The organism is Mucilaginibacter sp. A5337 (assembly GCF_059690695.1).
In genome coordinates this window covers 755494-780523 of the sequence record NZ_JCAWEC010000003.1, presented here as the reverse complement: position 1 = coordinate 780523, position 25030 = coordinate 755494, and the positions used below count along the sequence as shown (strand labels likewise).

Here is a 25030-nt window from a genome sequence, read left to right as displayed (position 1 = left end):
GGTTTTATATTCAGTAAACGTTTGGAAATTCTTCCCGCCGCTTTATTCAAAATTACCGTTTTAAACAATTGAAATTTTACATTTCATTATGGATCGGATTTTATAAAAGCAGAACAGTTGTTTTATTTACCTTCATAACGTGCCGGATAAAATAAATAAACTTTCGGGGGGCAGCATTAATCTCCCATTTAATTTTGCTCCCCGCTATTTCCGGGGCGGGTGATGTTTCCGTTTCCATCAATGAATAACGGAGCTGCGGCAACCGCTCCTGTGGCTACAAATTGCCATTTGGTAGCACCATTATGCGGATCAAATGCCCATAAGCTTTGCCCTTTATCCGGCTGGAACAAGATATTGCCCGCCATAAACGGATCAACATTGGTAGTAATCGGCAATTTGAAGGTTGTTTTTTGCTGACCGCTTTGAGCATCCAGGATGAAAATGGCATCCCGGTTGATGTTGGTTGTCCAGATAGACCCGTTTTGCACAAGTGGCGCACGTTGATAGGTGTTTGGCGCATACCATTTTCGAGTACCGGTAATGGCGTCAAGGGCATAGATCCCGAAGTCGCCAAAGTTTTGACCATATCCGCAAAAATAAACTATGCCATTATCAACAGTCGGAGCGGAGGAAACAGGAGTTCCAAGCACTCCGGGCAAGAAATAGGTCCACAAAGGTTCGACAGGATCGGCAGTGTACACCTGAAGCAGGCTTTCATTGCCTTGTGTGTAAACCCTTCCGTTTGCCACCGCCGGATTAGGCAGCCCAAGGTTAGAAACGCTTTTTGCCGGTAGTCGTTCGCCTGTTAACGCATTGTAGACCACAAGTGTATAGTACAACGTACCGGCTGCAACATAAGCTATACTGCCATTCACCGTTATACTTATTGGGCTACCGGTACCCGCGGTCCATATTTGTTTGCCGGTTCGGGCATCCAGCGCATAAAGCTCAGCTCCGCCAACATAAATCATATCGTTGGCTATACAAGGTGGTTCGGCCACTCCGCCACCCAAAAATGTTTTCCATACCAGCTTTCCTCTGGCTGTGTCAATAGCATAAACGTAGGCATCACTACTTCCGGCTATCAGCGTATTTTTATAAACAGTAGGTGTAGCGGCGATAGCACCACCGGTTTGAAACTTCCATTTAACGCGGGCACTAACGGCATCAAGCGCATAGATATAGCCATTATTGTCGCCAAAATATATTGTGCCTGCTGCGCCGGTAAAAACTTTGTAAGTAACGCTGCTAAGATCTTCGGCAGTAAGTGTATAATTCACCGTTCCACTAAAGTCCTGGGCCTGCTTACTCACAGGGCTCATAACATGACTATTATAAGCAATGTCAGGCACGAGCTTACTCAGGTCGGTACCAGGCGGAACCATCGCGACAATAGAATCATTTTTGATCGTAGCAGTTACGTCTTTACTTAATATACCAGGGTTATCCACCGCTTTGAATACAAAGGAAGTAATGCTTTTTGTCGATGAGAAAAAACGGACTGATACCACATAGGTCTTAGTACTACCATCCTGTGCAGTGATGGTATAGCGAACCGGTTTGGTAAAATCTTCACTTGAGGTTGTGGAAGGGCTGATGCTTTTTCCTACAAACGATATGGTTGGAGTGATATCAGATAGCGAAACGCCGGGAGAAATGTTGATGCTCACGGTATCATCGCCGATATGGATATCTTCTAATACAGATGGGTTCCCGGATATTGGTAAACGAAACTGGATAAGATATTTATCAGTGGATAGTTCAGGTTTTTGTTTTTTGCAGGAAACAATCAGTAACAATGCTAAAATCAAAATACCGGCGCGGCAGAACATGTTTTGATAAGACATCTTATTAACGATAGGACTCGGGGGACAAATCATTTTGAAAGAGGGATTTACAATGAACTAAATGTAACAAAATATTTAAAGCAGATCATACTTAAGCGAGATCAAAATCAGGGAATAAATTGCACATAACCAACTCAAAACCAAACGATAGACGAGATCTGCGTTAGGGCGGGCTTTACATTTTGTTAGAGGCCGAAATTGAAAGGTAAAAACTCGTGTAAAAATCTCAAACACCTTTTTTTAGGAATCTAAAGGCAATGGATTGTAAAGCAGTTTTCTATTGCATAAAAAAAGAGGCTATACACTGATCAGCCTCTTTTCGTTTTCAAATACTTAAGCGATAGATAGTTTCTGTTTAATTAACTTTATTACCAAAAGGGGGGTTAACAGGGTTAACAGAATTCAGGGTTAACATTTATATATATCACTAACAATCAAATAGTTAAATGATTTTTATGCCAAAAAAGTGTTAACCCCCCTTTTTGTATAATATATCGGCTAAATTTCAATTTATAGCTAACCCAACATCAGGGGCTGTCAATTTGATTTATGATACAGCCTCTTTAGTGGGTTCAACCGGGATCCAACAATATTACAACTTACCTGATAAGCAGAAAAGATATTCCGCCTGATGCATCAAACTGCTTTTATCATTCCTCGGATCATTCCAATTTGCTCCGAATCTTTAGGGAATCATTTAAAGATTAATGAAGGCTGCTTATAAATACCAAAAGTATGAATTGCCAAACAAGCTTTACCCGAGGTAACTTTCAATCTTACTTTTGATGCTGTTACCGGCTTAAATTTGACAAGCCATTTATAGCCAATGGACTGCTTGCCGGTTGCCTCTGGAATAGGTACCCAATCTTTTCCGTTAGATGAATAATCCACAGACCAGCCTGTTGTACGGTGACCCAATTCGATAACTTCCTGTAACATCAGTACGTCGAATGTTTTCTTTTTACCAAGGTTAAAAGTTATAGTATCCGTAACTGCATTATCACTCGTTGCATAATAAGTATTTTCATTAGTATCAACCATATTGGCCGGTTTATAGTTACCGCCGCGCGGATGAAGCGATTTAATAACAGCGCCGGCTGCCAGATTATTTTTAAATGTACTTTTAATTAAACGGTGTAAGCTATCGGCCCTTACCGAATCAATGGCAGGGATCAGCCCTCGTTTATCGGGTGGAAAGTTTAATAGCAGTACACTGTTATGACCAACAGAATTGAAATAAAGCTTCCACAAATCGGCAAGGCTTTTAACATGCGCATTTTCTTCTTCATGATAAAACCAGCTTGGGCGGATCGATACGTCTACCTCGGCCGGTACATAGGCGGAGCCATCCACTTCGCCATGGTTTAATTCCGTGATATGTGCTGCTTCCTCCCGAATGGAAACCGGGTTGATAGTCGACCAGCATGGATCTCCTGCTAATCCCGATTCGTTACCCATCCAGCGGCAGTCAGCATAGCGGTATGAGTTTTTGGTTCCGAAAACAACACAATTGGGTTGCAATTTGCGCACGGTATCGGCCCAACGGTCGTAAAAGGTCGATTTAATTTGATCGGCACCTGCCCCATCCCACCATATTTCCCAAATCGGGCCATAGTTTCGTAGCAATTCCGATAATTGGTTTGCATAATAGTCGCTATAATCAGGCGTTCCGTATCTTGAATCGTGCCGGTCATGCGGGCCTAAATAGATCGCTGCTTTTATCCCTGAGGATTTACAGGCCTCCGTAAATTCTCTAACAACATCGCCCTTACCATCTTTCCAGGGGCTATTTTTTATCGAATAATTGGTATGCGCTGTAGGCCAGTTGCAAAAACCATCGGCATGCTTGGCAACAAAAATAGCTGTTGAAATTCCGGCACCCTTAAGTACACTTGTCCACTGGTTGCAGTTTAATGCAGTAGGATTAAACAATTGAGGACTGGCAGTGCCGTCGCCTTCATTAACATTGGTAAACGTATTCATCCCGAAATGAAAAAAAGCTATTATTTCACGATGGTACCATTCAATTTGCCTGGCATTAGGTACAGGGCCAACCGGAACCGGCGCTGTTTGTGCATTAGCTACAGCAGGCATTAAACAGCAGGTTATCGCGACTAATCCGATCTGCTTTCTTATTTGGATGATTACTTGTTTTAAATTCATATGGGTTGATAGTTAGGAAATTGAAATAAATGTATTTGTTATCATTTTACTGAAGTTCTGGCATAGTCATCAGCATCTCCATCAATTGGCGTATAGGGCCTTATATTAAAAGAAATGCCTGCCGGTGTTGCTGGAATATAGTATTCAGGTAGCGCTATTGGACCACAGCTGGCATTGCCTATGCCCAATTGCTTATAATCCAGACTTAATACGGTTTCCCTGCGTGCTTTTAATCGAAACAGATGATCTGCCTTTTGCAGATCCTGATCGGTATAATGAAGTGCTGTAAAATTCAGTTTTCCATTAGCAACTATCATTACACCTGCATTTTCTTCATCGGTAACCTTTAGCCAGTGTACATCTTCACGGTTACCCATTCCCTGGGGCCGTTCATAGGGTTCCAGCATTTCAGTTACTGTTTTTTGATATTGCCCAAAATCAGCCGACTCTTTGCGGTCTGAATAATTTTCATGTGGGCCACGTCCATACCATTCCACATGTTCCAAACCCGGATTTAAGAACAATCTCAATCCCAGCCGGGGTATATCCAGGTCATTTTTTCCCGGATTAAACTTTGCATCTACATTGATAAACCCGTTACCAAAAACAGTATAGATTATGGTTGTGGTCACCTTAAACCCTGAGCGCGTTATAGCATCTGTAACCGTAGTTATTTGTACATGTTTATTATCAATTTTATCAGTTGTAAAACTTTTAAGGGAATATTGCAAGCTGTCATAACCCGCCTTCATCCATTCAATATAAGGCCCCCTCTCCTTCGTGCGGTCATTGTCCATCCGCGCACGATAAAGGTTAAACATGGGTCCGTTTTGAGCATTACTAATAATGGTTTTATCTGTATAAACCAGTGACGATACAGTACCCGTATGCTTATCAAATGCCAGCGTAAATGTCTTGCCTTTAATGTTTAAATTCTGATCGCTCTCCATGATTGTTAAGTCGGGAAGCGTAGTTACATCGATTACCGGGCCTTCTGTTTGTTCAAAAGACATAGGCATCTGCTGCCATGCTACCACATGCCCTCGTTCGGCCCATAAATTATCCTCATGAAGCTTAAAAGATATCGTTAGCCAATACTGTGCACCTGCAAACAACGCTGGCTTTTGGTAAGGGATATCAACAATTGCAGTTTGCCCGGCCGGAAGGTTCAAAGCGGGCAGCGTACCTGATTGAACCACTTTGCCATCTGCGGCTAAAGTCCAGGCAAAGTCGAACCTGTTTAAATTGATAAAAGCGTATTTATTTGTAATGCTCACCCTACCCTGCAACAGGTCCCGGGCCTTGATACTAATATATTGATAGATTTTTTTTACTTCTTCAATTTCTGGCTTTATCTGCCTGTCGGATGTAACCAGACCCTTGACACTAAAGGTGCTGTCATTAGGTTTATCACCAAAATCACCGCCATAGGCAAAAAATGTTTTTCCGGTTGTATCCCCGGGGATTGCCTTATTCACGCCCTGATCAACCCACTCCCAGATACAGCCGCCTATTAACCGTTTGTGCGATTCGATGGTTTCCCAGTACTCTTTAAGATCACCTACAGCGTTACCCATGGCATGGGCATATTCGCACATAAAAAATGGTTTGGGAGAGCTTTTTTCCCCTTCTTTAGTTAAATCACCGATGGAAGGATACATACTTGATTCAATATCAGCCACATCGTTCTGGCCTTCGTAATGAACAGGCCGCGATTGGTCAAGCGCCAGTATGGCTGCCCGGCCGGCCACAAAATTCTCTCCTCCCCATGATTCATTGCCCATTGACCAAATGATTACCGAGGGATGATTTTTATCCCGTTCTACCAGTCGCGTTTCCCGGTCAACATAGGCTGGTTTCCAATTGGGATTTTTGGTAAGCTCATCTCCCATACCATGCGTTTCGAGATTGGCTTCGTCAATAACATATAAACCATATTCATCACAGAGTTTGTACCAGGCCGGATCATCCGGATAGTGACAGGTGCGTACCGTATTGATATTATATTGCTTCATCAATTCAATATCACGGATCATGGTAGCCACTGGTATTGTTTTACCATATTTGGGATGTACCTCGTGTCGGTTTACGCCTTTCAGCAGTACAGGTTTACCGTTTACAAACAGGCGGCTGTCCTTTATTTCCACTTTGCGAAAACCAAATTCGGATGCCATTACCTCCTGTATTTCTCCCTTTTTATTTTTAAGCGTAAATACTGCTTTATACAAATTTGGTTCCTCTGCCGACCAAAGCGCAGGCTTATTTACCAGCCCCTGCAATTGGTAGCTTTTTTCGGCGCCGCCGTTAATTGCTGCAATATCCTGCTTAATAAAGGTTTGGTTATTTAATAATGTACCATTGGGCTGATAGATAGCAATTTCCAGGTTACCTGCTTCCGTCTTTGTTCCATAGTTATGTAAAGCCGCTTTTACTGAAAATTTTGCCGAAGTAAAATCTGCTGATAGATTCGACTGCATAAAATAATCGCGCAGGTGCAGTTTCGGCGCAGCATATACGAACACGCTCCTGAAGATCCCGCTGAAACGGAACATATCCTGATCTTCGAGATAGCTGCCATCGCTGTATTTATATACTTCAACAGCTATCAAATTTTTACCTGGCTTTACGTATTTGGTAATATCAAATTCGGCAGGGCTCATGCTATTTTCACTGTAACCCACTTTTTTCCCATTTACCCAAATGTAAAAAGCGCTTTGTACACCATTAAAATGGACAAAGATTTCCCTTCCGCCCCAATTGACAGGAATATCAAAATTGTGCCGGTATGATCCTACAGGATTAGGCTCTTTGCTTACCGTCCAATCAGCCGGCGCAGGGTTCATCACTTTTGGCGGGTTTGTTTTAAATGGATAAGTAATATTTGTATAAATAGGAGTTCCATAGCCCTGCATTTCCATATTACCGGGTACCGTAATGGTTTTCCAGGCAGCATCGTCAAAACCCTGCTGATAAAAATTTACAGGTCTTTCAGATGGTTGCTTTACCCAATTAAATTTCCACTGTCCATCCATACTAAAATAATATGGCGATACTTCTGTAACATCTTTTAAAGCCTGCCGGGTACTGGCATAAGGAATATACGTTACATGTGTAGCCTCTTTATTAATACCAAAAACCTGCTCATTCTCCCAATCAGGCAATTGGCCATAGGTTTTACTTAAGCCTGTTAAAATGAAACAAAACGTGAGTAATTTTTTAAAATCCATCAGAATAAATAATGTTAATAATTGAAGTAGCCCCATTTGCGTTGCTTAAATCTGGCATCTACAGCACAATACATTCTGGCTTTTGAAACCCTATATTTGATATTGCCGACCTTGAAGTTGGCTCCGCGTAAGCATAAATTCATTTACACGTTCATGGTTAATAGCTTCAATTAACTTGTTTAATAACCACAACCTTACCCTAAACGGGTAAAGCTGTGGTTAAACCGGTTTCACTTTGTTAGTATGCAGCTCACTGGCATTACCACCCCGGATTTTGCTTCAGATTAGGGTTTAGGGTTAATTCCTGTATTGGTAATGGGTTCAGGTATAATTTATCATTCCATGTGCGGGTAACACTTGGGTAAACTTTGATGTAATAATTTCCATCAACAACAATATTGCTAACCTGGTCTGCCGGGTATTGGGCCCTTAGGGCTGGCGTAAGTTTCATACCTAAGGCCGTTTCAGGATTATTGATCATTGTACCTGCATGCCAGCGATGGAGATCATCAAAACGGAAGCCTTCCGATCCCAGTTCAACCCTTCTTTCACGCCTGATCTCGTCTATCAGCACAGGCAGGGCTGGAAAATCAGATTTAGGGTCTTTAACCAGGCTGGTAATGATCATGTGCGGCATCCCTACCCTGTCACGTAATTTGTTGATCGTATTATCCAATACGGTTTGTGTACAAAGGCCTAATTCAGCCTTGGCTTCAGCTTCTATCAGCAGGGTTTCGGCATATCTGAAAATAAACACATCAAACGTAGATTGACCTGCATTCCAGGCGGCCAGGCTTGATGAACGGCCTTTTATAGGCTGATAGCCGGTTGAAGTAACTGAGGTGCCTATTCGCGGCAGCGTAATAAGGTCTCCGTTTAAGAAATCAAAGCCCCTTGTGGCAATCTGTTGTTTATACCGAGGGTCCCGGTTAGCGGCTTCATTATCAGGCGTATCATCACCTTTATAAAGCGAACTAAGCGAGGTTGGTTTACCGTCGGTACATAAAAATGAGCGGGCAAAATCCTTGGTGTAACCATCACCGGCCTCGCCCAGCTGCCTGTCGAAATTATTGGTCAATACTGTTGTAATGTAACGCATTGGCATAATTGCTTCGGGATTACCCTGCAGCTCATCCTGTATAAACAGATTATAATAATCGGTTTGGGGACTGCCTGTACTGTAAATATTAAATTTCTCCGAATTCATGAGCTGTTCCGCAGCATCGGTAGCTTGTTGCAGATAAACTGTTTCGTCGCCTACGCCAAAATATTTACGATAAGTTCCTTCCCACAAACATACCCTTGCTTTTAAGGCCAACGCCATATACTTATTTAAACGGCCATCAGGCGCTTCTTCAGGGAGGTGGGCAACTGCAAAATTAAGGTCTTTTAAAACGGAATCCATTACCTGTTTGTGAGGCATACGTGTTCCGTACAAAACACTTTTGGAAGTATCAACAATATATTTATTAATATAAGGCACATCGCCAAATGTTTTTACTTTACCCCAAAAATCATTTGCCCTGAAAAACAGTGTTTCACCTACGTAAATATTCTTAACATCATCGCCAATGGCTGCTTTTGAATAATTAGCCAGGAAAAAATTACAGGTACGGATAAAGCTAAAATCCCAGCCCCCGCCGGTGGTAGGTACCGTTGACGTGCCGGCAAGAAATGTATTGATAGATGCGTTTGCCTTATCATCAGAATTGTCATCGGCATTCACAAAATTTTGAACAGGCAACGTTGCATAATACTGATTGCAATAAATCTGCAAATCGGTTTCATTTTTAAAAAAGTTTTCCGGGCTGATGTCGCTTAACGGATAACGGTTAAGGAAGCTATCCTTTTTGCATGATGCCAATGCAATCATCGCAAAAAATACCATGAATATAATATGCTTATTTTTCATCTTATTTAATGATTGAGGGTTTATAAAGTGGCTTGCAAGCCAAACGATACCGATTTATTAATAGGATAGGTGCCGAAATTCCCGCCATTGCTCACAATCTCGGGGTCATAACCTTTAAACATGGATGTTATGGTAAAAAGGTTAGCGCCGGTAACATACACACGCACCTTATGCAAGCTTATTTTGCTGATAAGCGGTAAAGGGAGGGAATAACCCAGCGTTAGCTGCTTTATACGGCAGTAAGCGGCATTTTGCAAATACATAGTTTGCGTTTGCTGGTTTCCCGAACCATTAAACCTTGGGCGCGCAAAATAAGCGTTGGGGTTTTGCGGCGTCCAGTAATCAGTAGCATATGCATATGGAATGTTCCATTCGTTACCTTTAAACCCATAAAAAACATAATCGTTAGGAACAAAATCGGCTTTTAAAACACCTTGTAAAAAGGCTGCAAAATCAAAGTTTTTATAAGCCAGGTTCAAGTTGAGCCCAAACCTGTAACGTGGAGTTGTATTGCCTATAATTTTTTGATCGCCCGGATTAGTTACTGTATTGCTGCCATAACTAATTTTCCCGTCGTGGTTCAGATCGGTATATTTTATATCGCCGGCAAGCCAGGTGTAACCCGCAAGCGCGCTGTTATCAACCTTTGCCGCATCGGCGTCTGTTTTGTAAAAGCCATCACTTACAAAACCCCAGACGCTTCCAAGCTTTTGGCCGGGGTAATAATCCCCAATGCTCAATGTTGGGTTAAGGTCATACTTTGTTATGGTGCTCCTTGAATCTGAAAGGCCCAGGGTTGCGCTGTAAAATAACTTATTATTGAATATCCGGTCTTTCCAGCTTATGCTCAATTCCCATCCTTTCGTCCGGAGATCGGCAGCATTTCTTAAAGGTGCTCCAGTACCCAAAACTCCCGGTAATTGCTGCCCGGCAACAAGCATATTTTTTGTGTCGGTAATAAAATAATCAAAGCTGCCGCTCAGCCTGCTGTTCAGCAAAGCGTAATCTAAACCAAGGTTTTTAGTTTGTACTTTTTCCCAGGTAAGATTGGTACTGATCAGGCCCGGCGCACTTACGGTAACACCAGGTTGATTATTGAATAAGTAGTCAACTGTACCAGCACTTTGTGTAGCTATATAAGGATATTGTGACGATGATGACACGCCGCTTGATGCCTGCTGGTTGGGCAGCTGACCATAAGAGGCCCTTATTTTTAACTCATTGAGAGTACCTTTAAACCCATCCATAAAACTCTCTTCGGCTAAGTTCCAGCCTGCCGAAACCGATGGCGAAAAAGCATACCTGTGATCGGCCGGGAAACGGGATGTACCATCATACCTGCCATTTACCTCCAGCAGGTATTTTTTATCATAGATATAGTTTAACCTGAAAAACGAACCTATCAAAGCCGATTGCGTTTCTGCACCACCAACAGTTGGTTTCGGGTCATTGTTGGTACCAATTGCCGGCAGCGTAGGGTCTATCAGGTTCCTGGCTGTGGCGTTGCTTAATACATAGTGAAAATACTCCTGGTTATATCCGGCAAGCGCTTTAAAGTAATTTTTTGTACCGAAAGTGTTTTCATACGTAGCGTAAGCGTTAAAGGCATTGTAATTATCGTTATGCCTGTATTCAGATACGCGTGACGGATTTGTGTGCGGAAATATATTTAAAAACGCACCGTCAACACCATATTCATTAAAAGGGATCACCTGTTCCCTGTCAAACGCAGTATAGCTGTTCCAGGTATAATCTGATGTTATAGTAAGGTGCTTTACCGGCGTTAGTATAATACGGCCCGTAGTCCAGAAATCATTTTCGGAATTAATATCTCTGCCATTTTGTTTTATTACCGCTACCGGATTGGTGTAATTTCCCTGGCCCGAATAATTGCCGTCGGGGTTGTAAACAGGCATCAGAGGCCTTAAATCGTTGGGGATCCAGGCTCCGCCCTGGTTGCTTTGATTGGTATACGCACTTTGGTTATTATCCGTATGTGTCATGGACATATTGAAGTTGAACGTTAACCACTTTGCAACTTCGGATACGACTTTTAAACTTGGTGTATACCGTTTATATACCTGGTTGGCCACTTTTTCCAAACCGTCCTGGGTAAAATAGCCCATATTAGCCGAATAGGTGGTTTTCCCTTCGCCGCCGGATACTGATAAATAATGCTGCTGCTGGGGGGCCCAGCCCGGATACAGTACCTTAATCCAATTGGTGTTACCCACATAACGGTACCGCTGCGGGTTACCCGGATCAACATATGCTGAAGGATTGTGTGCCGGATCATTAAAATACGCCATGATCTTTGTGGAGTCCTGCGCAGTAAAGGGATCATTCGAGGTGTACCCGCCACTTTGCGCCCCCGACCGCTGCGCAGCGTTGAACATATTCAGATAATCTTTTGAATTAATGTAGTCAGGGATTTTGGTTGGCCTTGATGTGGTGTACGAGCCGGTGTAAGTGATTTGCGTTGCCCCTTTTTTGGCATTTTTAGTAGTTATTAAAATTACGCCAAAAGCAGCCCTGCCCCCGTAAATTGCCGCCGATGCCGCATCTTTCAGTACAGTAACACTCGCCACATCATTAGGATCTATTAGGTTAGGATCGCGCTGTACACCATCAACTAATATTAAAGGATTAGGATTGATAATTGGCTTCAGTGATATAGAACTATATCCTCTAATATTATAACTGGCACCTGTACCCGGCTGACCATTGTTAATATTGACGTTTAAATTAGGGATCAGCCCGTTTAAACCATCGCCAAGATTTGTAATTGGTCTGCTTTCCAGCTTATCGGCTCCAACACTGGCAACGGCCCCGGTTAAATTTACCTTTTTTTGGGTACCATAGCCTACTACAACCACTTCTGACAAATCCTTTGATAATGGCTCCAGCGAAATGTCTATCACCTGCTCATTGTTGATAATTCGTTTTACCGTTTTATACCCAACAAATGAAAACACCAGAGTTTGCTTACTATCGGCCTTGATGGTGTATTTACCATTATTGTCTGTTGATACGGCGTTAGAAGATCCCTCTGCAACTACGGTAACACCCGGCAAAGGTTCGCCTTTTTCATCTTTAACAGTCCCGGTAACGGTTATCGGGATGAAGGATAAGATATTATCCGAAACAGCACTTTCTTTTTCTTTAATGACTATGGTATTATTACTTATGGTATACGAAAGTGGCTGATCATGAAACACTTTATCGAGGATATCTATAATACCGGCATTACTAACATGTATATCAACAGGTTTAGCATCCTTCATCATACTTTCAGTATAAATGAAATTGTAGCCGCTTTGCTTACGGATCTCCTTAAACAGCTTTTTTAAAGAAGCGTTAGTTTCAGAAAGATTTATCCTTTGCGCATAGGAAGATGCGCTGACTTGCATTATTGCAACTAAAAGAACAAGTGTAGTTATTTTCACAACCAATAATAACTTTTTGGGTATGCGTAGTTTGGGCACACCTATGTTAAAAGCAGATATTTTCATACTTTTGAATAGTTTGGGTTAAAACAAGATTTATTGACCAATAATTTTTTCTATTCGCCAGACGGGCGGACAGATTGATGGGTTAACTCAAATTTTTGACGTGAAAGTGGTGGTACACTTTCACGTTTTTTGTAGTACCCACTTTTTGCGGTTACGTTCGTAATGTTCTTTTCATATTTTTTCTCGGTTTTTAGGTAATTATTCTGGTTAGTTAATTGCTTGTCTAAGTTTATTCTGATACTATTATTCGTTTTCCATCTATTTTAAACCGCACTTTCCGGGTAAGCTGAAGTGTATTTAGTAATTCGGAAACATTACTGAACCTGGATACAGAGCCGGTGAATTTGTCGGCTGGTAGATTGCCTTTATATATCACATCCACATCATACCATCTCGAAACCATGCGCATGATTTGTTGAATATCATTATTTTCAAATATAAAAGTCCCGTTCTTCCAGGCTGTCGCATCGTCCACATCAACATCATTTACATTAAATGCAAGAGGATTTAATACCGCCTGCTGACCCGGTTTTAAAATTCGGACCTGATTTTTAACAACAGACGTTACTTTCACTTTTCCTTCAAGCAGTGTGGTTTTTATATTGGGTTCATCATCATATGTATTGATGTTAAAATGTGTGCCCAATACCTCTACTACCTGCGATTTACTGTAAACCCTGAATGGTTTAGCAGCATTATGTGCCACCTCAAAATAAGCCTCGCCGGTAAGCTCAACCTTACGTTCATTACCATTAAAGAATGTTGGAAAGGTTAACGAAGAAGCGGCATTTAATAAAGCTTTACTGCCATCGGGCAAAACAACCCAGTATTGCCCTCCGCGGGGCGTAGTCATTGTGTTATAAGCAACCTTTTCTGTACCGCCCGACGCCGGTGAACCCTTTGATGAATTATAAGCGATTTGTCCGTCTGCTGTTTTATTAATTGCCACAGTACCCTGAACGGCAAGGGTTCCGTTATGGGCACCGGTTAGTGTAATCTGTTTTCCATTAGCAAGCGTAAGAATGGCTTTGTTGCCACCTGGTAAAATATCATTTTTGATATAATATTGCTGGGCCAGCTGCTTAACGGGTTGACGCCGCTTTACAAAAAACCAGGCCCCAAAGGAAACAAAGATAAGAACGGCTGCCGCGGCTGCAATAGAGTACCGTTTTTTAAAACGTACGATTTTGGTTGCTTCAGGAATTTCTTTAGTAATCCTGTCCCATATCAGTTTCTCGTCCCTTTGCGGGTTGGCTGGTTCTTCTGCTACCTGTTGTTTAGCGGCCTCACTTAAATACCAATGATCAAGAAGGTGCTGTTCTTCCGGCGTACACTTACCGAGTTGATGCTTTTCTAGTAATTCCTGTGCTTGTTCCCTGGTCATGGTTTATTTTGGCTATTATTTAGTGAAACGGCCAACCCGGGATGAAGTAGTAGAAGAAATGAAAAAAAATTAAGAATTTTTACAAGCCCGATAAGATCAAAACAATTGATGAAAGATGATGGAGCTTGGGCCGAATTATCTTAATCGCATTACTGACCTGTTTTTTGACAGTTTTATCGGATATGTTGAGCTCATCCGCAATTTCTTTATATGTACAGTGCTGATAGATGCGCATTTCAAATATCTGCTTCATTTTTGGGGGCAGCAATGCTATTTCTTTGTCCAGTGCATCCATTATTTCCTTTTCCTCTATACTTTCCACCGTTTGGTTATTGTAGGTGCTGGCAAACGTGGCAAGCGAATCGAGGTAATCAAATTTCACCCGCTTTCGGGCCACCAGGTCAAGTACTCTGTTTTTTGTTGACACGAAGAGAAAACCACCTAAGTTGGTATCCTGGTTTATCGATTGCCGTTTAATCCACAAAGAAGTGAACACTTCCTGAACAATGTCCCTGGCATCATCTTCATCCCTGACCATCTTTAGCGCATGCATGTACATCACGGTCCAATAACGCTTATAAATTGTGGCAAAAGCTCCCCGGTCATCGTTTTTTAGCAACGTGATCAACTCCTGGTCAATAAGGATCTGATTAGGGGACATAACTGGTTTAAATAACGAATGTACTGTAATTTTAATAAAAACTGCAAAACATGTACTTCGATTTATCTGACAAACTTTTAGTAATTCTTTTTAGACAAATTCTATGACCGGGCATTTCAAAGTTATCCGCCAATAGTGATCATTTTCTCCATAACACTTTGCTAAACGCTTAGTATCATTCACAATTATGCCTGATAAAATCTATTTAAAACAAAAGAGTATATTATTCCACTCCACTGACTAACAGCAAACTACAAAAAGGGGCATTACTATATAGATCAAGCAAGAGGGATGAGATAAAAGCCACTTGCCCGGATAAAGACTATATCAACTTATATTAGAGGTGTTCAAAAAATACCCCACGCTAATTTCTTTGAGCACCTTCTGAAAGAAAAATCACAGCAGTTTTTCGTTTTTAACTTCCGTAAAAAGAACGGCAAAGTCTTATATCCTGACTGATGCAGTGAAAGGATGGATTTCGAGGTAGTACAGGGTTGGTCATACTCAGCTCAAACAGCTACGTCAAGGCTAAATTCTTAAGGTAAAACAACAAGGGATATTTAATTATCTTTAGCTAAATTAGGACAGCGTTTCCACTAACTCATCGTACCATCATGAAAATCAAAAAAAAGCTTCTTTTGGGATTCGGCCTTTTGTTTATCATTGTGCTAATTTTTGGTGCTATCTCTGTTTACTATATTAAGGTGATATCCGAAACTGCAAATGTTACCCTGAAAAATAATTATAAAACATTAACATTTACCCGGGAGATGCGCTCTGTTTTGGATGAAAATGATTTACCATTATCATCCGGCTCCGCAAATGTATTTGATCAGGCTCTTCAAAAACAGGAAAATAATATTACAGAACCCGGTGAAAAAGCAGCGACCGACAGCTTACGGCAGGCCTTTACTTCGCTGACTGATCAGGCTTCAGATTTAAATCAAAAACAACAGGCGGAGCGAAATGCCCGTTTGCAGCTAAAACAAATTGAAGGGTTAAACATGCATGCCATTGAGCTTAAGAATGAATACACCCATTCAACAGTAAACAAAGCTACTTTATACCTCGGAAGTACAGCCTTTATTACATTTTTCATTCTTTTCATTTTAATTGTCAATTTTCCCGGGTTCATACTGAACCCACTTCGTGAACTGGCAGACGGTCTTGACCAGATTGGTGAAAAAAATTACGACACCCGGCTTAAGTTTAATACCAGTGAGGAGTTTACCCAATTAGCCGAAGCATTTAATACTATGGCGGGAAACCTTGGCGAGCGTGAAAACGATAACCTAACTAAAGTAATCGCAGCAGAATCACGGATAAAAATGCTCATTGAAGAAATGCGGGACGCGGTGCTGGGAGTCAATGAAAAACAGGAGCTCCTGTTCATCAATCATGAAGCTAAGAAAATCCTAAACCTGGGCGAAAAGCCGGTTATTGGCCAATCGGTTCTGGAATTAAGCAAAGACCATCCGTTGCTGAAAGTGATATTGGAGAATAATGACCACGAAAGCCCTTTGAAAATCAACCAGGATGGTAAAGTATTATATTTTCAGCAGAATAGCTTCGAAGTTGTAGTACCTAATTTAAAAACTGATCTTGATTCATTGCAGGTTGCGGGGTATTCGGTTGGAACGATCCAGATCTTAAAAAAAACAAAAGGGTAAGCCATATTCATAAACCGGAGCAGATTAACCCCAACTGCCGTTTGCAGTAAGGGAGCTACTATTGTTCCTGGGCTGTGGTATTTTGTATATGCTGATCAAAGCACCACCGCAATGGATCAAAAAACCTGCAGTATTGCCGGCCGGAATATTGATCACTACCGGCTTCTGGAAATATGATGGCAAGACCTTACAGGAGATTGGCTGGTTCTTTGCCAAAGCCGGTGCTTTTGTATTCGGCAGCGGACTGGCCATTGTGCCGTTTCTGCATGGAGGTGTAGTTAAAGAATTTGGCTGGCTAACGGAAAATCAATTTGTGGATGCGGTTGCAGTGGCCATGATCACACCCAGGCCCGTGGTGATCACGGTTGGTTTTATTGGCTACCTCGTCGCAGGTTTTCCGGGAGCCTGTGTGGCAGCTTTGGCTACCTTTCTGCCATGTTATCTATTTACTGTTGCCCTGGCACCTTCATTTAAAAAGATCGCCAAAAACACCAGCATCAAAGCTTTTGTAGATGGTATCACCGCAGCAGTGATTGGTGCTTTGGTCGGTTCGGTGATTGTGATTGGAATGCGTTCGATCACAGATATTCCAACCGCGCTAATAGCTATAGCAACAGTTCTGGCATTGCTGTATATTAAAAAAATGCAGGAGCCTTATATTATCGGCATAGCTGCATTAGTTGGCACAGTTATTAAAATAATTTAAATCATTTAATAGCGGATAGGTTCGACAATATGAGTGTGTTCAAAAAATCCCCATGTTAATTTCTTTGAACATTTTACAAAGGAAAAATTACAGCAATCATTCACTTTTATCCCCCCAACCTGCCTGAATTTCTGCTGCGGACTGCCATCGGTAACTACCTGCCAGTTGTTTGCAGTATGTAAATCAGTGAGAACGTTATAGAAAATAAACTATTAGTAACAAAATACAGAAATACGGCCTGCAGTGAAACTATCTGAAATCAGATACCAATTTATTGCAGTTATTGATCATGACGATATTTTAAAAAATGTGCAGTGTGATTGGTACGCGTAATCAGATAATATGTCCCAATTGGAGAGCTATAGCATAAAATCATTTAAAATTTTATCAATTATCAAATCAACGAAACTTAACTAATAATTTATATTAACACATTCTTGCTTTCGGGGAGCTTAGTTCTAAAAGCTATATACGATAGGTTAAGGATTATAAACTTCTATTTTCTCATTATTTATATTGAAAGGCAACCATAGATAGGTAGATTTTTCCAGATCGGTTTTATTCCAAACATCTCCCATAAAAATAAACTTTCCCGGCTCGTTAATAACAGGCAGAACAAAAGCCCCCTGCGAAAAGAAAGTTACCTCTGAATTTACCCCCCTGCATGGATTACCCTGCTGCTTCCAGGGCCCCATAACCTGATCGGCAACTGCGTATGATGCTGCATTCGGCGACCAGCCCGTACAACCAGAAGTAATTAAATAGTATTTCCCTTCATTCTTAAAAATAGCCGGGCTCTCTCTTTTCTGGTTCTCAAATATTCTTGAATATGTTTTTGTTGGTTTTAAATAATCATCACTCAACAGGCAAACATGCATCGTGTTGTTATCCTCGGATGAGTACACCAGGTAAGCTTTCCCGTCATCATCTTTATATAAGGTCATATCCCTTAACATTTGATCATTAGGTTTTACGCTGCCCAGGTATTGGTATGGCCCGGCCGGGCTATCACTTACGGCCACACCACCCCGCGAGTAGTTATAATCATTTTTATCTATGTGCATCCACATCACAAACTTTTTTGTAAGTTCGTTATAGATCACTTTAGGCCTTTCTATTACCCTGCCTGTATCCAGATCGCTGTCCGGGTCATTAAGTGTAGGCTTTAAAGCCACACCCCTGTATTGCCAATGTTTAAGATCAGTGGATGAATAGCAGGATATCCCGCCCGCCGGCACCCGGTAATCTTCCCAGTTTTGCCCCGGAACAAGCCAGGTTTTCCCATTTTTTATTTCGCCAAAAAGATAATAAACACCTTGATGATACATCACACCAGGCCCGTGCGCATTAACAGGTTTCCCATCTGTATCAATTAATACCTTACCGTGTACAAGCGTATCAGCAATAGGGTTGTTTGTATTTGCAAAGGCTAAACTTTTAATAATTATTAATAATGTAATAAGTGCGAGATGTTTCTTTTTCATTAGGTCGATTTTATTTTAGACAATGCACAATGGCAATGATACTCATTATTATAAATAAAATATTGTCCAAAGTATCAGTTGGTCAAAGAATGAAAACAAATCACAGCTGAATGGAGCAAGGTTGAAATTTCAAAATATTGCTCTAAACACCAATAACGGAGGCGTTCAAAAAATCTCCTATGTCAATTTCTTCGAACACTTTACAAAGGAAAATTACAGCAAGCATCCACTTTTATCCTTAAAGTTTTATCATCATATTTTTGGAAAATCCGTCCCTCAATCACCAGGAAGCCGGAGAGTGTATCCCGGATAATGGCTACCTGCTCATTTCATGATAAACCATATTTAATGTTACCTGGCTTTTTTTATTGTATAAAGCTATTATTTGATCTGTCGAAATAGCCGTTTCACAAACATATAATTCATAAGAAAGCATCCGGCCCAAACCAGGCACCAGCCGTACATTCATATTTCATACCTTGGGGAATTGCGCCACGTTGGCATAAGCAACTGTTTACACAGTTGGTTTCATGTTATTTTGCGGATTGATATTTATTGATTATTCGCCATAGATGATGTAGGCTGTGCCCGGCACCCCAAGCGCCTTTATCTGTACAACATATGCACCGGAAGCACCTGAAAAACTGCTTATAGGAATATTACCGAACGTTGCAGCTGTAGCAGCATTGCGCTTGCCGCTACAACTGCCCTTGTTTACCGATCTACTATCCAGACAGCGTAACCATTATTGCCTGTTACGGCACCCCAGCCTATGTTGCCCCTGTAGTTCCGTAACTAAAAAATATATCCTGCGGCGATATCGTTACATGCAATATTACGCACAAAAAAACCGTCACAACCGTGCCGGTTAATTAGTTTAGATTTATGATAAGGTCCAGGTTTTAAATCACTAAGTGGTATCTAATTTTAAATATCCACCATTTAGTTTCTTTATGACGCTAAATTAGGGGTAACTCCCGACCTCTGCAATACTGAAAAAGTGGTATATCAGATTGCACGGAATTTATTAATCGCCTCTACTTTGTTTTGCACCTGTAGCTTGACGTAGGTATTACGGATGTGTTTTTTAACGGTACCTGTTGAAATTTCAAGGCGATCTGCAATTTCTTTGTATTGCAAGCCGCGCGCCAGATGGTTAAGTACCTCAACCTCACGCTCTGTCAAGTTTTCGGTGGCAACAGGGGTTGCTTTTGCTGTAGCGGCATTATTAAAAGATGCTATCACCCTGCGCGAGATGTAAGCACTCATAGGCGAACCACCTGCCGCGATTTCGATAATAGCATTTTTGATCTCATCGGCCGATGATTCTTTAAGCATATAACCTGTTGCCCCGCTTTTTAATGATTCAAAAATATTGGTATTGTCATCATTTATAGTACACACCAAAAATTCAGTATCTGGAAGCAAAGGTTTAGCCTGCCGTATAAATTCAATGCCCGATATGCCTTCAAGGTTTATATCAACTATAAAGATATCCGGTTTAAGCTGATCTATTTTTTTTAATACAGATTCGGCATTCGCATATGACCCAATTAAACTTACTCCACTCATATCGTGAATAATCTGTTCCAACCCTCGCCGGTAATGTAAATTATCCTCTAACAAAATTATCTGGAGCATGCTTGCGGTGAATATAAAATGCTAATATCTTAAATTATCCCGGCTTTCTTTATACCTATTATGGGGTAGTCTAAAGGTTTAGTTTAAGGTTGATGGATGTGCCTTTGCCTGGTGCAGTGTCAATTTTCAGATCGGCAGCCAATATTTTCGCGCGCTCATAAATATTACGGATCCCCATAGTTTCGTATTTGCGCAGATCAGGGTCAAAGCCCCGGCCATTATCACGGATACTTATCTGCAGCCGGTTTTTATAAAGACTGATGTCCAGAAATGCATTTTGCGCCTCCGAATGTTTGACAATGTTGTTTAAAACCTCCTTAACAAGAAGGTATACCTGCCGTCTTTTTTCGCCGCTAATGGTAACCGAGGTTTCGCTAACAGATGCATTTACATGAAGTTCAATATTGCTATATTCAAATATCTTAATGGCTTGTTTATGAATAAAGCTGGCCAGGTTACTCACCTCATCATTTTCGGCGTCAAGGCTCCATATAATTAACCGCATCTGGGTAGAGATATCCGTAATCGCTTCATGAATGGCATCTATTTCCTTAAAAGCAGGCTGATCGGCTGTCTTACGGCTTAGCAGCTCGGTCCGCAGTTTAATTCCAGATATGCTTGCACCCAAATCATCATGCACCTCACTGCTGATGCGCTGACGTTCACGTTGCAGGGCAAGTGCATTTTCGTAGTCCTTTTTTTGTAAGCCTATGATGGACTGATAATACTTTCGTACCAGTAAAAAAGCTACAACTACAGCACTTAACACAGCCAAAACCTGTAACCACAACTGCTGATACCATAAAGGCATAACGGTAAATCTAAAAATAAGCGATGGGCTTAATTGGTTAAAACGATCGGCAGCCACTGCTTCTAACTCATAGCTACCGGGCGGCAACAAGTCAAACCGTTTTTCGCCAGATGGCGCGATACTCCAGTTTTTATCAACCCCTTTGAGCCTGAACCGGTATTGTATTTTACCCAGGCTTTTATAGGATAAGGCAACGCAATTAAATACGATGGGCCGGCCATAGGTAAATCTGTTTTGAGTTCCGGGTATTCCATCATTAATCAATACCGGTCTGGGCAGGTTGGTGTTCCCTAAATTTTGAGTCACCGCTATCCCCTGATCTGTGGCTATATAGTAATCAGCGCCATTCTGCACAACGTCGGCAACATTATCTGAAGGAAGCCCATTACTGGTATTTAGCAAACTTACCTTGTAATTTTGATAATTATTACTAAAGCTGATAATGCTTACACCATTTGCCGTACAGGCCCATAGTGTATTAGTATCTGTCCATACCAGTTTGCGAATATCGCCAGGAGAAATAACAGGAGATTTAAACTGAACAATTCTTTTTCTTACCAACAAAAAAACCCCCTTTGCTTCGGTACCTATTGCACATACTTCATTATTTGAGGCCAGGCATTTAATAATATCTATCCCTTTATCAGCCAATATTTTGGCATAATAGCCAACATCTTTGCCGTTAGGTGTAAACCTATATAACCCGTAAAGTGACCCTACCAGTACGTTATTTTTATACCAGGCAAGAGATGTCAATCTTAAATTTTCAAATGCATAGCCTTGCGTATGTCTGAGTTGACCTGACGATACAAGAACAGAATTTTGTGAAATAAAACATACTTCTTTATCAGGCCATGGAGTAATTCCTTTTATAGGGCCAAAGAAGAATTTTACAGGATGCCACGATAAAGGGTTATTATTAGAAACATCTAATGCGAATATGCCATTATCTGTACCAATTATGAGCCTGTTGCCCGGAATTGTAACCAGGCTGGTTATCCTGTTAAAATCGGACCTGTCCTGCTTTATAGTTATGCTGCTTATTGATGACCATTGATTGGCGCCGAGCTTCATGTAGCCAAGCGTGCTTAAAATATGCCCTGTAAAAAGATATCCGCCTGCAATGCCCAGTTTCAAAACATCCTCATTTGCCAGGCCGCTTTCTTTGTTAATAACCCTGACTTCGGGATTGGTACTTAAAAAAAAGCCTTTATCATAACTGCCAAACCAAATATTATTTTCGCGGTCAATAACCGTAGCCGTAGTAATGTTATTGTTAAGATAGTTTTTACGTTCGCCGGTAAGATAGTTTATAATGTATGTGCCTTGCTTTACAGTTGTAACGGCGACAGTATTTTTACCGGTAGGATAAACGGAAGTAACGTTGCCTGCAAAATAGACTTTATTGACAGGAACAATGCCATTTTTTTTTATCTGATAAACCTGTACCCAATCCTTAGTTAACAATAACAAATGATTTTGCTGTAAAGCCAACCTGTAAGGTTTAGTATTGTTTTTGGCTGTTTGATAACTTAATAGCCCTCCCGAAAGCTCCTTTTCGAGCATGTTAAGATCATTTTCAGACAGGACAAATTCTTCCCCTTGGGGGCCATAAGTATACCCAACCAAATGCTGTATGTTATGTGTTCTTGATTTTAACTCCGGAAAATGATAAACTTTGGTACTGAGGGCATAATTTACGCAAAGTTCATTATATCGGTTAAAAAAGAAATTGGCAAAAGGCAACACCAATATTTTTTGCTGCGAATCAAGTTTATGAATAAGTCCGTTTTCGTAATAACAAAAGCGATAATTATTACAGTAAAAAAAAATCCGGTGATAATTATCCTCTGCTATGCGAAAACACTCATTACTTTCCAACCCGTCGGCCGATGTGAAATTTTTGAAGTGCTGACCATCAAACCTGCTAACACCTTTATCTGTAGCTATCCAGATAAAGCCCCTGCTATCCTGCATCAAATAATTAACACGTGAGCTGGGCAGTCCATCAGGTGCGCTATAATTTTTCAGGTATACTACCTGGTAGGGAGTGTCGGCCAATAACCGCCACGGGAGTAAAAACAGGGTTAATATTAAAAGTTTAAAAAAATAGCTTTTTAGAGGCATCCTATTATTTGTATCAATTTAACATTGCTGCCTTTTTAACATCATACAATGATACGGACTGTATGGTTTTATGCAATTATATTAACTGATAAATATAAAAAGAAATGCTATTAATTAAATAGATATGGCCATTACTTTATTCATATAATGAATTCGATTTTACCTGGATAAACTCTTTTTGATAATTTAAAGGGCTTTTGCCCGTGATAAGCTTAAAATACTTATGAAAATTTGTAAAGTTATTGAAGCCACTTTCATAACACAGCTGTTTCAGGGGCAGCTTATTTTCTATAAGCAATTTACAGGCCTGACCAACCCTTATCTCCAGTAAAAATTTAGAATAGGTTTTGCTAGTACGCGATTTAAAATAACGGCAAAAAGAGTTTGGACTGATCCCGACCAGGTCGGCAAGTTCATCCATATGTATCTTATTTCTGAAGTTGGCCAATGAATATTCATAAATAGCATTTATACAGTCATTTTGCGATTTCTCCACATTGGGGCTAAACCCAATTGATGACAAGCAAACCGCCTTGTCACACTCGGCTATCGCATCTAAAGCTTCCATCAATAAAATAATTTTTTTTGACCCTCCGGCAGTAAGCATCATTTCCATAATTTCAGCAATGATCTTTTTTGATTTGCCGGTAATCTGAATCCCCCGCCTGGCCCTTTCAATGGTAGTTTTGATCAACTTATTTTCAGGCAGCTGCAAAAACCCATTACCCCAAAAATTTTCACTGAAATGAGCTACCCGAATATCAACCTTGCTTCTTTCATCGTGCTGCGAAAAATACATATCATCAAACCGCCAGTAATGTGGCAGATAAGCTCCCACCATTACAATATCTCCTTCATTAAATTGACGTATACTATCACCTATGAACTGTGTTCCGCTACCTTTTTTAAAATGGATCAGCTCGATTTCGGGATGATAATGCCAGCGGTTATTCATACAGGGAACAAAGTCCTGCCTCACGCTAAAGGATTGAGCAGGGCCCGCTGATACTTTTAGTAAATGTGGCTTCATTCAACTTGATCTTTTTATTGGTTAAATAAATTAGCTGTAACTATTGCTCAAGAATGGCTATATCAGCAAAACTTACGTCCTCATCCCTGATATAAGCAGGACTTTTTAAGCTCCGGTATACTCCCCACTTTGGCCTGCAAAATGAAGTACCGCTTCGCCACAGGTCAATATTGGTATTGGCATAGCTGAGTAGTACTTTATTATCTGCAATCCTTTTAATCTCTACGGTGTAAGCACCCTGGCTATCATAATGCAGTTTTTCCGTTACCTCTACCCAATTACCTTTAAAATCGGCCAGGTTAACGCGCATTAAAACCCCTTGCGAAGTCCCTTTTGTGGAGCCAGTGTGAATGATCTCAAACTGATCAGGCTCACCAAAGCGGGGCGTAAAAGTTATAATTGGTGCTCCGGCATCTCCGTCACCTGCTTTGATCTGGTGGATATGGGTAAAAGTTGGCTGTGCTTTAAAACCACTATCTATTTTAAATTTCCATTTATAAACAACTGTTTCACCCTGTTCACCCTTCAATTTAGCGGCGGAAGGGCCATAAGTTTTAATCTCTATACGTTCCCTGTCATAATTTCGGCAGCGGTCATTATCCTCTTTAGCATGGCTGTGAAAAACAAAAACATATTCACCTAACTGCTTATCAAAGGCCTCGGTAATGTGTTTAACGTGATGTGCACAATCCGGAACTTCACAGGCATCTCCGCCTAACACATGCGATATTTGCTGATACGCGTCATCACTTCCGTCCGCTTTTAAAACAACCTGCGCTTTAAGCAGGTTGTTAAAAAGCAGCAAACCCATTATCAAAAGGCCTTTAAAAAACATAGTTAATTTCTGTTTCATTT

Annotated in this window: 14 protein-coding genes; 2 read left to right on the top strand and 12 right to left on the bottom strand. The window is 40.9% G+C overall.

Going from position 1 to position 25030, the window contains the following annotated elements:
• Positions 1-188: 188 nt before the first annotated feature.
• The 7 genes from AC59JO_RS13245 to AC59JO_RS13215 all read right to left on the bottom strand — a co-directional run bounded on the left by AC59JO_RS13245 (position 189) and on the right by AC59JO_RS13215 (position 14706).
• Complete coding sequence (locus AC59JO_RS13245) at positions 189-1847, bottom strand: outer membrane protein assembly factor BamB family protein (protein WP_497305833.1); 1659 nt, start codon at positions 1845-1847, stop codon at positions 189-191.
• A 693-nt stretch (positions 1848-2540) separates the two neighbouring features.
• Positions 2541-4010, bottom strand: coding sequence for an alpha-L-fucosidase (locus AC59JO_RS13240; protein ID WP_497305831.1), 1470 nt, complete (start codon positions 4008-4010; stop codon positions 2541-2543).
• 41 nt (positions 4011-4051) lie between these two features.
• Positions 4052-7237, bottom strand: coding sequence for a beta-galactosidase, LacZ type (lacZ, locus tag AC59JO_RS13235; protein WP_497305829.1), 3186 nt, complete (start codon positions 7235-7237; stop codon positions 4052-4054).
• Positions 7238-7496: 259 nt separating this feature from the next.
• Positions 7497-9149 carry a RagB/SusD family nutrient uptake outer membrane protein gene (locus AC59JO_RS13230; RefSeq protein WP_497305827.1) on the bottom strand — a complete coding sequence of 551 codons (1653 nt, stop codon included), beginning with the start codon at positions 9147-9149 and terminating at the stop codon, positions 7497-7499.
• 20 nt (positions 9150-9169) lie between these two features.
• Positions 9170-12661, bottom strand: coding sequence for a TonB-dependent receptor (locus AC59JO_RS13225; protein WP_497305825.1), 3492 nt, complete (start codon positions 12659-12661; stop codon positions 9170-9172).
• A gap of 229 nt (positions 12662-12890) precedes the next feature.
• Entirely contained in the window at positions 12891-14045 is a 1155-nt protein-coding gene (locus AC59JO_RS13220; RefSeq protein WP_497305823.1) for a FecR family protein, read from the bottom strand.
• A 79-nt stretch (positions 14046-14124) separates the two neighbouring features.
• The gene (locus AC59JO_RS13215; protein ID WP_413666652.1) at positions 14125-14706 is read right to left on the bottom strand and encodes an RNA polymerase sigma factor; all 582 of its coding nucleotides are present in this window, start codon (positions 14704-14706) and stop codon (positions 14125-14127) included.
• Between the two features lie 614 nt (positions 14707-15320).
• On the opposite strand from AC59JO_RS13215, the gene AC59JO_RS13210 reads away from it, so the two are divergent.
• On the top strand, positions 15321-16376 hold the full coding sequence (locus AC59JO_RS13210) for a HAMP domain-containing protein (protein WP_413666651.1): 1056 nt from the start codon (positions 15321-15323) through the stop codon (positions 16374-16376).
• Positions 16377-16464: 88 nt separating this feature from the next.
• Entirely contained in the window at positions 16465-17082 is a 618-nt protein-coding gene (gene chrA / locus AC59JO_RS13205) for a chromate efflux transporter (protein ID WP_497305820.1), read from the top strand.
• A 479-nt stretch (positions 17083-17561) separates the two neighbouring features.
• Here the strand turns inward: chrA and AC59JO_RS13200 are convergent, their stop codons facing one another.
• The 5 genes from AC59JO_RS13200 to AC59JO_RS13180 form a co-directional block, all read right to left on the bottom strand.
• Positions 17562-18566, bottom strand: a complete 1005-nt coding sequence (locus AC59JO_RS13200) for a glycoside hydrolase family 43 protein (RefSeq protein WP_413666649.1) — start codon at positions 18564-18566, stop codon at positions 17562-17564.
• Positions 18567-19574: 1008 nt separating this feature from the next.
• Positions 19575-20207 carry a response regulator gene (locus AC59JO_RS13195; protein ID WP_413666648.1) on the bottom strand — a complete coding sequence of 211 codons (633 nt, stop codon included), beginning with the start codon at positions 20205-20207 and terminating at the stop codon, positions 19575-19577.
• Between the two features lie 70 nt (positions 20208-20277).
• Positions 20278-23145, bottom strand: a complete 2868-nt coding sequence (locus AC59JO_RS13190) for a sensor histidine kinase (RefSeq protein WP_497305818.1) — start codon at positions 23143-23145, stop codon at positions 20278-20280.
• Positions 23146-23281: 136 nt separating this feature from the next.
• Entirely contained in the window at positions 23282-24175 is an 894-nt protein-coding gene (locus AC59JO_RS13185; RefSeq protein ID WP_497305816.1) for a helix-turn-helix domain-containing protein, read from the bottom strand.
• A 40-nt stretch (positions 24176-24215) separates the two neighbouring features.
• Positions 24216-25028, bottom strand: coding sequence for a hypothetical protein (locus AC59JO_RS13180; RefSeq protein ID WP_497305814.1), 813 nt, complete (start codon positions 25026-25028; stop codon positions 24216-24218).
• Between the last annotated feature and the right edge of the window lie 2 nt (positions 25029-25030).